General features: G+C 70.2%; 8 protein-coding genes and 1 tRNA gene. 2 read left to right on the forward strand and 7 right to left on the reverse strand.

Annotated features, from left to right (window positions below; all coding sequences use genetic code 11):
• Positions 1-11: 11 nt before the first annotated feature.
• Together VJN29_RS07935 and VJN29_RS07940 are read right to left on the reverse strand one after the other, a co-directional pair.
• Positions 12-1,325, reverse strand: a complete 1,314-nt coding sequence (locus VJN29_RS07935) for an MFS transporter (RefSeq protein WP_324143085.1) — start codon at positions 1,323-1,325, stop codon at positions 12-14.
• Entirely contained in the window at positions 1,322-2,743 is a 1,422-nt protein-coding gene (locus VJN29_RS07940) for an NAD-dependent malic enzyme (protein ID WP_324143086.1), read from the reverse strand. The genes VJN29_RS07935 and VJN29_RS07940 overlap by 4 nt, the downstream gene beginning before the upstream one ends.
• A gap of 72 nt (positions 2,744-2,815) precedes the next feature.
• Here VJN29_RS07940 and VJN29_RS07945 point away from each other — a divergent pair, with 72 nt between their 5' ends.
• Positions 2,816-5,212, forward strand: coding sequence for an HAD-IC family P-type ATPase (locus VJN29_RS07945; RefSeq protein WP_324143087.1), 2,397 nt, complete (start codon positions 2,816-2,818; stop codon positions 5,210-5,212).
• A gap of 118 nt (positions 5,213-5,330) precedes the next feature.
• Here the strand turns inward: VJN29_RS07945 and VJN29_RS07950 are convergent, their stop codons facing one another.
• Entirely contained in the window at positions 5,331-5,591 is a 261-nt protein-coding gene (locus VJN29_RS07950; protein WP_324143088.1) for a GlsB/YeaQ/YmgE family stress response membrane protein, read from the reverse strand.
• A 302-nt stretch (positions 5,592-5,893) separates the two neighbouring features.
• Between VJN29_RS07950 and VJN29_RS07955 the strand changes: the two genes are divergently transcribed.
• Positions 5,894-7,144: an MFS transporter gene (locus tag VJN29_RS07955; protein WP_324143089.1), complete on the forward strand. Its 1,251-nt coding sequence runs from the start codon at positions 5,894-5,896 to the stop codon at positions 7,142-7,144.
• Positions 7,145-7,259: 115 nt separating this feature from the next.
• On the opposite strand, the gene VJN29_RS07960 is transcribed toward VJN29_RS07955, so the two are convergent.
• From VJN29_RS07960 to VJN29_RS07975, 4 genes are all read right to left on the reverse strand, one after another.
• The gene (locus VJN29_RS07960; protein ID WP_324143090.1) at positions 7,260-8,780 is read right to left on the reverse strand and encodes a fatty acyl-CoA synthetase; all 1,521 of its coding nucleotides are present in this window, start codon (positions 8,778-8,780) and stop codon (positions 7,260-7,262) included.
• Between the two features lie 74 nt (positions 8,781-8,854).
• The gene (locus VJN29_RS07965; protein ID WP_324143091.1) at positions 8,855-9,703 is read right to left on the reverse strand and encodes an enoyl-CoA hydratase/isomerase family protein; all 849 of its coding nucleotides are present in this window, start codon (positions 9,701-9,703) and stop codon (positions 8,855-8,857) included.
• Positions 9,704-9,865: 162 nt separating this feature from the next.
• A complete protein-coding gene (katG, locus tag VJN29_RS07970; protein ID WP_414654331.1) occupies positions 9,866-12,061 on the reverse strand; it encodes a catalase/peroxidase HPI in 2,196 nt (731 codons plus the stop codon).
• Positions 12,062-12,246: 185 nt separating this feature from the next.
• Positions 12,247-12,320: transfer RNA gene (locus tag VJN29_RS07975), tRNA-Thr, on the reverse strand.
• Between the last annotated feature and the right edge of the window lie 22 nt (positions 12,321-12,342).

The following is a 12,342-nucleotide window of genomic DNA, read 5'->3' on the forward strand; positions in this document are numbered from 1 at the left end:
CAGTCGGGGCGTCAGTGGAAGGTGACGTTGCGGCCCGCGCGCATCGCGGCGTAGGCCTCCGGGTCCGCCTCGAGAGCGGCACGGCGGGTCTTGCGCCGATAGCGCCAGATCTGCGCCAGCCCCAGGAACCAGACCGGGAACTGGACCGTCATGGCGGCCCGGAAGGCGTCCGTGTCCCACGTCGACGGACCTGCGGGTGCCACGCGGTCGAGGACGACGCCGACCAGTGCCACCGCGGTGAGGGTGGCCACGAACCCGCCCGTGTTGACGATCCCCGAGGCGCTGCCCAGCCGCGTGGGCGGGTTGAAGGTCCGGGCCATGTCGAAGCCGATCATCGAACCGGGACCGCCGACGGCGATGACGACGACGAGGACCACGAGCAGCCACAACGGTGCCCGGCCGGGCCAGAGCAGCACCACCGCCCAGGCGGCGACGCCCGCCACGACGATCCACATGACGAGCGTGCTGCGCGAGAACGGGTAGCGCATGACCAGTGTCCCGACGAGCGGACCCGTCGCCATCGACGTGGCGGTCATGGTCATGAGCAGGATGCTCGCCGTCTGTGGGCTGAGGCCCTGTCCCGAGACGAGGAAGGGGAAGCCCCAGAGCATCGTGAACATGTTGGCGGCGAACTGCGACGTGAAGTGGCTCCACAGCCCGAGCCGCGTGCCGGGGACCAGCCAGGCCTGTTTCAGGGTGCGCCCGAGAGCCCGCAGCCGCAGCTCGTCGCGGTGGTGGTCGGCGTAGGGGCTGTCCTTGACGATGACGACGAGCAGGATGCCGGTGAGGACCCCGAGCGAGGCGGCCACGGCGTACGACGGCGTCCAGCCGAACGTCGTCAGCGCGGCGGCCAACGGGCCGGCCGCCGCGAGCGCACCCAGCTGCCCGAGCAGACCCGTCAGCTGGGTCACCATCGGGGTCCGTCGCGGCGAGAACCAGAGTGCGACCAGCCGGAGCACCGAGATGAACACCATCGCGTCGCCCATGCCGAGCAGCACGCGGCACGCCAGCGCGGCCGGGTAGGAGTCGACGAAGGCGAAGACGAGCTGCGCCGCCGTCATGAGCGTCAGGCCGACGGCCAGCAGCCGCTTCGAGCCGAAGCGGTCGAGCAGGGCCCCGACCGGCAGCTGCATCGCGGCGTAGACGAAGACCTGGACGATGGTGAAGGTCGACAGCGCCGCCGAGCTGATGCCGAAGCGCTCCGCCGCCTGGAGTCCGGCCACACCGAGCGAGGTGCGGTGGAACACCGCCAGGACGTAGACCGAGATGGCGGCCAGCCAGACCGCCCATGCCCGGCGCCCGCCCAGGGCGAGGTCGAGACTCATCTGTCCGCGCTGGACACCTTGGGCACGGAGTCGACGATCGCCCTCGCGACGGTCTTGCTCATGTCGGGGTGGAAGACGCTGGGAATGATGTAGTTCGGGTTGAGCTGCTCGTCCGTCACGACCGACGCGATGGCCTCGGCGGCCTTGATGAGCATCTCCGTCGTCACGTCGGCAGCCTTGGCGTCGAGCAGGCCGCGGAACACCCCGGGGAAGGCGAGCACGTTGTTGATCTGGTTCGGGTAGTCACTGCGACCCGAGGCGACGACGGTGGCGAGCTTCGTCGCCTCGTGGATGTCCACCTCGGGATCGGGGTTGGCCAGCGCGAACACGATCCGCTTCTCGGCCATCTCGTCGATCCACGCCGGGTCGAGGATGCGCGGCGCGCTGACCCCGATGAACACGTCGGCCCCCTGCAGTCCGTCGCGCAGCGAGCCGGTGAGGCCACGGGGGTTGGTCTTCTCCGCCAGCGAGCGCCACGCGGGCGTGAGCCGGTCGTCCTCGCGGTTGAGCAGGCCGATCCGGTCGTAGACCGTGACGTCGTGCGCGCCCGCGGCCAGCAGCAGCTGCACGATCGCCGACCCGGCGGCCCCACCACCGGAGACGATGATGCGGGCGTCGGGCAGCATCTTGTCGATGACGCGCAGCGCGTTGGTCAGGGCCGCGAGCACGACGATGGCCGTGCCGTGCTGGTCGTCGTGGAACACGGGGATGTCGAGTCGCTCTCGCAGCCGGGCCTCGATCTCGAAGCACTTCGGCGCGGAGATGTCCTCGAGGTTGATGCCACCGAACCCCGGTGCAATGAGCTCGACGGTGCGGACGATCTCGTCGACGTCCGTCGTGTCGAGGCAGATCGGCCACGCATCGATGCCGGCGAACCGCTTGAACAGGGCCGCCTTCCCCTCCATCACGGGCAGCGCCGCCTTGGGCCCGATGTCGCCGAGACCAAGCACCGCGGTACCGTCGGTGACGACAGCCACCGAGTTGCCCTTGATGGTCAGGTGCCGGGCATCCTCCGGCTGCTGGGCGATCGCCAAGCTGACCCGGCCCACACCCGGCGTGTAGGCCATCGCGAGATCCTGCCGGTTGCGCAGGTTCACTTTCGGTTCGACGCTGATCTTGCCTCCGAGGTGGAGCAGGAAGACCAAGTCGGAGACCTTGTGGACGCGAACGCCCTCCAGCGTCTCCACTGCCTCGACGAGCTCGCTCGCGTGGTCACCGTCAGCAGCCGACGCGGTGAGGTCGATGACGAGGGAGTCGGGGTGTGAGTCGACGACGTCCAGAGCGGTCGTGATGCCGCCGCTCGCAGCCACCTTGGTGGCCAGCTCACCGATGACCGCTGGGTCCGTCCCCGTGTGGAGTCGCATCGTGATCGAGTAGGACGCGGTGGTTGCTCTGGCACGCTGGATCGACTCGGTCACCCGCCAATCGTCCCACGAGCGGAGGTGCGGGTCGGCCGGGAAGCGAGCCCAGCGGCATACGACAATGAGCGCGTGACGGCGACAGGGGAAGTGCACGTCGACCACCTGACCGGGCTGACCGCGGCGCAGGTGGCTGAGCGGGTCGCGCGCGGCCAGGTGAACGAGGTCGGCGAGCGGACGTCGCGGTCGATCGGGGAGATCGTCCGGGCGAACGTCCTGACCCGCTTCAACGCGATCCTCGGTGCGCTCTTCGTCCTCGTCATGACGACCGGGTCGTGGGCGGACGGGCTCTTCGGCATCGTCCTCGTCGTCAACTCGGCGATCGGGATCGTGCAGGAGTACCTGGCCAAGCGCAAGCTCGACCGCCTCGCCCTGCTCAACGCACCCACGACGAGGGTGGTCCGCGACGGGGAGACGGTGGTCATCCCCACGCGCGAGGTCGTGCTCGACGACCTCATCGAGCTGCGCTCCGGCGACGAGGTGCCGGCCGACGGCGTCCTGCTCACGTCGGAGGGGCTGGAGCTCGGGGAGGCGAACCTCACCGGCGAGTCCGACCCGGTCCATCACCCCGCCGGCGACCAGATCCTGTCGGGTACCAGCGTCGTGGCCGGTTGGGGGCGCTACCACGCCAAGGCGATCGGTCCCGATGCCTACGTCAACCGGATCGCAGCCGAGGCGAGGAAGTTCACCCGGACGTACTCCGAGATCCAGTCGTCGATCAACACCCTGCTGCGCTACATCACCTGGGTCATCGCCTTCGCGCTCCCGCTGCAGATCTGGTCGCAGTGGAACGTCGTCGGTGAACAGGGCTGGGAGGCGGTCGTCCTCCGTTCCGCAGCTGGCGTCGTGGGGCTCGTCCCCGAGGGCCTCGTGCTGCTCACGTCGGTGGCCTTCCTCCTCGCCGCCGTCCAGCTGACGCGCGATCAGGTCCTGGTCCAGCAGCTCCCCGCCGTCGAGGGTCTGGCCCGGGTCGACGTCGTGTGTCTGGACAAGACCGGCACGCTCACCGTCGGGGAGATCGCCTTCGACGACGTCAAGCCAGTCGGTGGCTCGGATGCGGATGAGGTCCGGTGTGCCCTGGGGGCGCTGGCGGACGACCCCAACGCCAACGGCACGTTGGCCGCAATCGGGGCGGCAATCACGACTCCCGGCTGGCACCGTCTCGGAACCCTGCCGTTCAACTCCGAGCGCAAGTGGAGCGCGGCCTGTTTCGAGGAACACGAGACCTGGGTGCTCGGGGCACCCGAGGTCCTCCTCGGGGACGACGATCCGCTGCGCGACGACGTCGCCGAGCTGGCGCGCCGCGGGCGACGCGTCATGCTCCTGTGCAGGAGCGCCGAGGTCCTCGACGAGCCGGTCCTCCCCGAGGACCTCGCGCCGGCCGCGATCGTGACCCTGAGCGAGCAGATCCGGCCCGATGCCCGGGAGACGCTCGGCTACTTCGGCGAGGAGGGCGTGCAGATCAAGATCATCTCGGGAGACAACCCGCAGACCGTGGCCGCGGTCGCCCGCGAGGTGGGGCTCGACCCGGGCGAGCCGGTCGATGCCCGGACGCTGCCCGAGGACCGCGAACAGCTGCGTGAGGTCGTGGCCCGGACCACGGTGTTCGGGCGCGTGTCACCCGAGCAGAAGCGGGCCCTGGTCCACGCGCTGCAGGCGGACGGGCACGTCGTCGCGATGACCGGCGATGGCGTCAACGACGCCTTGGCCCTCAAGGACGCCGACATCGGCGTCGCCATGGGCAACGGGGCGCAGGCCACCAAGGCCGTCGCCGAGCTCGTCCTCCTCGACGGCCGCTTCTCGCACCTGCCCAAGGTGCTTGCCGAGGGCCGCCGGGTCATCGGGAACGTCGAGCGCGTGGCCAACCTGTTCGTCGCGAAGAACGCGATGAGCCTGCTCGCGATCGTCGCCGCCGCGCTGGCCTCGCTGCCGTTCCCGTTCCTCCCCCGCCACCTGACGCTGGTGTCGACGCTGACCATCGGGATCCCGGCGTTCTTCCTCGCGCTGGGGCCCAACAAGCGCCGCTACCAGCCGGGGTTCCTCGGTCGCATCCTGCGGTTCGCGGTGCCTGCCGGCTTCGTCGCGGGGCTTGCCGTCTTCGCGTCGTACGTCCTGGCGGGCCAGCGTTTCGGCGTGCCGCTTGAGGAGTTCGCCACGCGGTGCGAGATCGCGCAGCCCGGCGACCTGGGCGTCGACCTGGCCTGCATCCAGCCGAGCACGGGCGCGACGATCACGCTCCTCGTCGTGTTCTTCTGGATCCTCGTGGTCCTGGCTCGACCGTTCCGTTGGTGGAAGGGGCTGCTCATCTGCACGATGGCGGTGCTCGCCGTGCTCGCTTTCGTGCTCCCGATCGGCCACCAGTTCTTCGGCTTCAACGCTCCCGCTGCGCTCGTCTGGCCGTCCCTGGGCATCGGCGTGGTCGGCGCGGCCCTCATCGAGGTGCTGCACCGGTGGTCACTGCGGGCCTGAGCCACGACCTCGGGGCGGGCGATCCACGCACTCGGAGCGTGGTCCCCGTCGAGCAGGCGCTGGGTCGGCAGTGGCCGGGTCGGCGGCCACGAAGGCGTTGTTCAACCAGCCGCGCTGGTCAGCTCGCCAAACGGCTTCGGCTCCAGCGCCAGCCGGCGGTCACGATGACGGCCCCCACGATCGAGCCGATGATGCCGCTCGGGCGGAAGGCCAAGCCGTCGCCCGAGATGAGGCTCAGGAGCAGCCCACCGATGAAGGAACCGACGAGTCCGGCGACGATCGCCATGGCCCAGTCGATGCTCTTGCCCTCCCGGCCCAGGACGAGCTGCGCACCCGCGCCGACGAGCATGCCAAAGAGGATCAGAGCGACGATGAGCATGACCAGAGCATAGGCGAGCACGGGTCGCCCGCTGCCCCCAACCCGCTGGTTCCCTCTGTGGGCAATGTTGCGGCCATGTTGAGGCCTCGCTGAGGCCATGCTGAGGCCATGCTGGGGCCACGCTGGGGCCACGCTGGCGTCATGACGGCCGGTGAGGGTCGACGACGGTGCCGCCGGGCTGGGTGGGCCGCGATTGGGGCGGAGGCGGGGGCGGACCTAGACTGGCAGGTGCACAGGGCTCCGGCGTACCTGATGGGCGGGAAGGTACGCACCCGTTCTCGCGCACCCCCGGGAGTCGCCCAGTGTCACCCCTCGAGTCCTACCGAAGCCTTTTCGGCCTGACCGGTCCTGCCTACGTCGTCGTCGCGTTCATCGCGCGGCTGCCGCTCGCCATGAGCCAGCTCGGCACCCTGCTCCTCGTGGCGGACGCCACCGGAAGCTACGGCGCGGGTGGCGCCGCGGCCGGTGCGCTGGCCATCGCCAATGCCGTTGGCGCGCCGTTCTGGGGTGCCTGGGCCGACCGGTTCGGCCAGCGACGCGTCGTCGCCGTCCAGTCGCTTGCCGGCGCCGTAGCGCTCGCAGCGTTGCTCCTCGTCGCCAACTCGGCGGCCCCCTGGGTCTGGTCAGCCGTCGCCAGCGGTCTCGCGGGGCTCTTCCTGCCCCAGGTGGGCCCGTTGGCGCGGGTCCGTTGGCGCCCCATCACCTCCCGCGCCGGGAGCCAGCAGCCGCGGTTGGTGGAGACGGCATTCTCCTACGAGGGAGCAGCGGACGAGGCCTCCTTCGTCCTGGGACCAGCCCTGGTGGGTCTCGGGGTCTCGCTGGCCAACCCGACCGTCGCCCTCGGGATCGCGGCTGCCGTTCTCGCGGCCTTCGGCACGTGGTTCGCCCTGCACGACACGGCCGTGCTCGCACATTCGGTCACCGGCCACCGGCCCGCTTCCGGCGAACGCCTCCTCACCGCGGCACTCGTCGTGCTCTGCGTGAGCCAGCTCGTCATCGGGACGGTCTTCGGATCGGTCCAGACCGGGACGACGGTGCTCGCCACGGACGCCGGCGAGGCGGGGCTGACCGGCTACCTCCAAGCCCTGCTCGGCGTGGGCAGCGTGGTCGCCGGGCTCGGGATGACGGCGCTTCCGCCGACGTGGCCGCTGCCGAACCGGCTGCGCTGGTTCGCGCTGTCGCTCCTCGTGCTCGCGGTGCCCCTCCTGCTCGTCTCCTCGATTCCGACCCTCGTCCCCGTGCTGCTCGCCCTCGGCGTGTCCATCGCGCCCTTCATGATCACGACGTTCACGCTCGGCGAGCGGATCACGCCACCATCGCGGACGGGGGCGGCCATGACTCTCCTCGCCGCCGCCACCGGGCTCGGCTACGCCGTCGGGGCGGCCGTCGCCGGGCGCCTGGCCGACTGGGGCGGCCACACGCCCGCCTATGCCGTCACCGTGGCTGCCGGCGCACTGGCCGTGGCGATCGCCTGGGTCGGCCATCGCACCCTGGCCCGGTCGCTCGAGACCAACCGCCCACACACCCGACGGGTGGCCGCCGACCCCGTCTGACGCATCCGGCAGGCGCGTCCCGCACGACGGGCTCCGTGCGGGGGACTCGTATCCTGCTCCGCAACGCGGAGCAGGATGCGAGTCTCGTCGCCAGCAGGCCGGGACAGCTGCGGCGTCAGGCGGTCCCGCGCAGCTCGCGCTTGAGGATCTTGCCCGACGCGTTGCGCGGCAGCGACTCGACGAAGGTGATCCGCTTGGGGATCTTGAAGGAGGCCAGGCTTCCGCGCACGTGCTCGACCAGGTCCGCCTCCGTCACCTCGGCCTTGGGCACGACGAAGGCGGTCACCGCCTCGACCCACTTCTCGTCCGGCTCGCCCACGACTGCGACCTCGGCCACCGCCGGGTGCGTGTAGAGCGCGTCCTCGACCTCGCGCGAGGCGACGAGCACCCCGCCGGTGTTGATGACGTCCTTGATCCGGTCGACGACGAAGATGAAGCCCTCCTCGTCGATGCGGACGAGGTCACCCGAGTGGAACCAGCCGCCGGCAAAGGCCTCCTCGGTCGCCTTGGGGTCGTTCCAGTAGCCGTCGCACAGCTGCGGCGACCGGTAGACGATCTCGCCCGTCTCGCCAGGGGTGACGTCCTGCCCGTCGCTGCCGATGACCCTGGCCTCGACGAAGAGGATCGGCCGACCCGCCGAGTCCGGGCGGTCGGCATGTTCCTCGGGGCGCAGGACCGTTGCGAGCGGTGCGACCTCGGACTGGCCGAAGCAGTTGTAGAAGCCGAGCGACGGTGCCTTGGCCTGGATCCGCTTCAGCACCGGCACCGGCATGATCGAGGCCCCGTAGTAGGCCTTCACGAGCCCACCGAGGTCGCGCCTCTCGAAGTCGGCGTGGTTGGCCATCGCGACCCAGAGCGTGGGCGCTGCGAAGAAGGCGCGGTGGCCGTCCTGCTCGATCCGCCGGAGGACCTCCGCCGCATCGGGGACCTCGAGGATGGTGTTCGTCGCACCCACGGCGAGCCACGGCACGAGGAAGACGTGCATCTGCGCCGAGTGGTAGAGCGGCATGACGTGCAGCGGGTTGTCCTCGGCCGCGAGGTCGAGTGCGACGATGCACGAGACGTACTCGTGGACGAGAGCGCGGTGGCTCATGATCGCCGCCTTGGGCCGCGATGTCGTCCCCGACGTGTAGAGGAACTGCGCGGTGTCGGTGTCGGCCACCTCGACGTCGATCGTCGGCACGTCTCCGGAGAGCGCCACCTCGATGAGGGACCCGTCGGCGTCTCGGAGCGCAATGCGGTGATCGAGCTGGTCGAGGGCCTCCGGGTCGAGCAGGTCGATGTGCGTCGCCAGCGCCGGGTCGTACAGGATCGCCCGGCTCCCGGACTGGGTGACCAGGTAGCTGAGCTCGGGGCCGGTCAGGTTGTAGTTGAGCGGGACGTGGACGAGCCCGGCGCGGGCGCAGGCGAGGAAGCCGACGAGATAGGCGTCCGAGTTCTTGCCGTAGGCGGCCACGCGGTCACCCTTGGTCAGGCCGAGATCGAGCAGGTGACCGGCGGCGCGGGTGACGGCCTCGTCGAGGGCGGCATAGGTCAGCGTTCGCTCGCCGAAGATGACGGCAGGCCGGTCACGGAAGGTCTTGGCGCTGCGCCGGATGATGCCGTCGACGGTGCTGCTGCGCGTCATGAGCGACATGGGTTCTCCTTGCTCGTTCTGGGTGGTCTGTCTGCTCGCGGGTCCACGCGGGGTCCACACACTGTCCAAGCCCGTCAGCGCGTCACGAAGCGCTCGATCCGCTCCTGGGCCTCCGGAGAGGTCACGGCCGAGGCGATGGTCTCGACCTCGTCCGCCGCGCTCTCGGCCCGGGTGGTCTCCCAGGAGGACCGAATCAGCCGCTTGGCCTGGCCGAGCGCGCCCACGGCGGCATCCGCCAGCGACTCGCTCACCGCAAGCGCCTCGCGGGTGACGGTCTCGTCCGCGACGACGCGTGTGACCAGACCCCACTGCGCCGCCTCGTCGGCACTGAGCACCCGCCCGGTCATGGCGAAGTCAAGCGCGCGCTGCTGGCCGACGGCTCGCGGCAGAAGGTACGAGACGCCGCAGTCGGGGGTCAGGCCGATCCCCGGATAGGCCATGGTGAAGCGGGTCGAGCGTGCCGCGACGACCACGTCGGCGTTGAGCAAAAAGGCGAGCCCGGCCCCCGCAACACTCCCGTGGACGGCCACGACGACGGGCAGAGCGAGCTCGGACAGCCGACGGATCTCGGCCTCGAGCGTGGCCGCGAGGTCGCGCAGGTAGGCGCTTGGGTCCTCGGCGGCAACGAACGAGCGCACGTCTCCGCCGGCGCAGAACCGCGCGCCGGCACCGACGAGCAGCACGGCACCGATGTCGCCGCGTCCAGCGGCTGCCGCGACCGAGTCGAGGGCCGCACCCAGGGAACGGGCCGCGGGCAGGTCGAAGGCGTTGGAGGCCTCCCGCCGGTCAAGGACGACGTGGCCGACGCGGCCCAGCTGCTCGTAGCGCACGCCACGCGGTTCGATGCCATCGTGCTCCGGACCCGCCATGTCAGCCTCCCGCTCTCGCCTCGTCGCCTCCGACGATGCTAGGACCACGCCCATGAGCCGACCCATCAGGGTCCGACTCGTGGAACCCGACCTCTCGGGGCAGGCGCATCCGCATCGCCTCGTGCTTGAGACCGTCGCGCTCGGCGATGACCTGCACGTATGCCGCTGGGCGCGCTCCCGCTCGAACCAGCGGGCCGCGCTGCCGCCACTCCGCGTTCAGGACACGTCGAAGCGGTCCAGGTTCATCACCTTGTCCCACGCCGCGACGAAGTCCTTGACGAACTTCTCCTGCGCGTCGTCGCTGCCGTAGAACTCTGCGATCGCCCGAAGCTGGGAGTGGGAGCCGAAGACCAGGTCGACGGCGGTGGCGGTCCACCTCACCTCGCCCGTGGCCCGGTCACGGCCGTCATAGACGTTCTCCGTCGTCTCCGACGTCCTCCACTCCGTGCCCATGTCGAGCAGGTTGACGAAGAAGTCGTTCGTCAGCGTTCCCGGGCGATCGGTGAGGACGCCGTAGGACGTGCCGCCGACGTTGGCGCCCAGCGCGCGCATCCCGCCGACGAGGACCGTCATCTCCGGCGCCGTCAGGTGCAGCACGTTGGCCCGGTCGAGCAGCAGCGTCTCCGCCGGCAGCTTCTCGCCCGCGCGCAGATAGCTGCGGAAGCCGTCGGCCTTCGGCTGGAGGACCGAGAACGACTCGACGTCGGTCTGCTCCTGCGAGGCGTCCGTCCGCCCGGGCGTGAACGGGACCGTGATGTCGTGCCCGGCGTTCCGCGCCGCCTGCTCAACTGCCGCACAGCCGCCGAGTACGATGAGGTCGGCGAGCGAGATCTTCTTCCCAGCGGTCTGGGAGTCGTTGAACTCGCGCTGGACCCGCTCCAGGGTCTCGAGGACGGTGGCCAGCTCGGCCGGCTGGTTGACCTCCCAGCTGCGCTGCGGCTCCAGCCTGATCCGGGCGCCATTGGCCCCGCCTCGCATGTCGGTACCACGGTAGCTGGCGGCCGCCGCCCACGCCGTCAGCACGAGCTGCTGCGTGGAGAGCCCTGACTCGAGCAGCTTGGCCTTCAGGGCGGCCACGTCCTCGCCGGAGACCAGCTCGTGGTCCACCACAGGCACCGGGTCCTGCCACGGCTGCGGCTCCGGGACCCAGGGGCCGAGGTAACGCGACACCGGGCCCATGTCACGGTGCAGCAGCTTGTACCAGGCCTTGGCGAACGCCAGCTGGAACTCGTCCGGGTGCTCGAGGAACCGGCGTGAGATCTTCTCGTACTCCGGATCCGTCCGGAGCGCGATGTCCGACGTCAGCATCCGCGGCTCGCGTCGCGGCGCTCCCTCGAAGGCGCCGGGCACCATGTCGGAGCCGGCTCCATGCTTCGGCCGCCACTGCTTCGCCCCGGCCGGCGACTCCGTGAGCTCCCAGTCGTAGGCGAAGAGGATGTGGAAGAACTCGTTGTCCCACCGGGTGGGGTGGTAGGTCCATGTCACCTCCAGCCCGGAGGTGATCGTGTCCGGTCCCATCCCGGTCTCGTACGTGGACGTCCAGCCGAGGCCCATCTGCTCGATCGGTGCGGCCTCTGGTTCTGGGCCGACGTGGTCGGCCGGCCCGGCACCGTGGGTCTTGCCGAAGGTGTGGCCGCCGGCGATCAGGGCGATGGTCTCCTCGTCGTTCATCGCCATCCGCCGGAAGGTCTCCCGGATGTCGCGCGCGGAGGCGAGCGGGTCCGGATTGCCGTTCGGTCCCTCGGGGTTGACGTAGATCAGGCCCATCTGAACAGCGCCGAACGGACCGGTGAGCTCCCGCTCGCCGGTGTAGCGCTCGTCCCCGAGCCACGTGTCCTCGGGCCCCCAGAAGACCTCCTCCGGCTCCCAGATGTCCTCGCGGCCGAAGGCGAAGCCGAACGTCTTGAACCCCATCGACTCGAGGGCGCAGTTGCCGGCGAACACGATCAGGTCCGCCCAGGAGATGGCATCGCCGTGCTTCTTCTTGACCGGCCAGAGCAGGCGCCTGGCCTTGTCGAGGCTCACGTTGTCCGGCCAGCTGTTGAGCGGGGCATAGCGCTGGGCGCCGTCACCCGCGCCGCCGCGGCCGTCCTCGATGCGGTAGGTGCCAGCGGCATGCCAGCTCATCCGGATGAAGAGCGGCCCGTAGTGCCCGTAGTCGGCCGGCCACCACTCCTGCGAGTTCGTCATCACCTCGAAGACGTCCTGCTTCAGCGCCTCGACATCGAGTCGCTGGAACGCCTCCCGGTAGTCGAAGTCCGCGTCCAACGGGTTCGAGTGGGGGGCGTGCTGATGGAGGACGTGCAGGTTGAGCTGGTTGGGCCACCAGTCCTGGTTCGTCCGGGGTCGATGAGCCTTCGGACTCGGGGCCTCGATGACCGGGTTCTCGCTCTCGCTGCCGTGCTGGGACACGTCGATCGCCTCCTCGGGTGGAACACGCGGCTGGGGGTCGGACGGGCTCGTCGCCACGGATCAGTCTGCTCCCCCAATCGGAACCGCATCAAGGAGCGGGCGCGGGGGCCCAAGCGCTCGACGGCAGGATGCTGTGCAGAAGGCCCCGCCCTGCGCGACTGCAGGGGCGGGGCCTTCATCGTCCGAGCCGCCTGTCGGAATCGAACCGACGACCTATTCATTACGAGTGAATCGCTCTGGCCGACTGAGCTAAGGCGGCGGGTGCCGGAGCACGGTTGCTG

Source organism: Intrasporangium sp. (assembly GCF_035280925.1).
Classification (GTDB): Bacteria; Actinomycetota; Actinomycetes; order Actinomycetales; family Dermatophilaceae; genus Intrasporangium.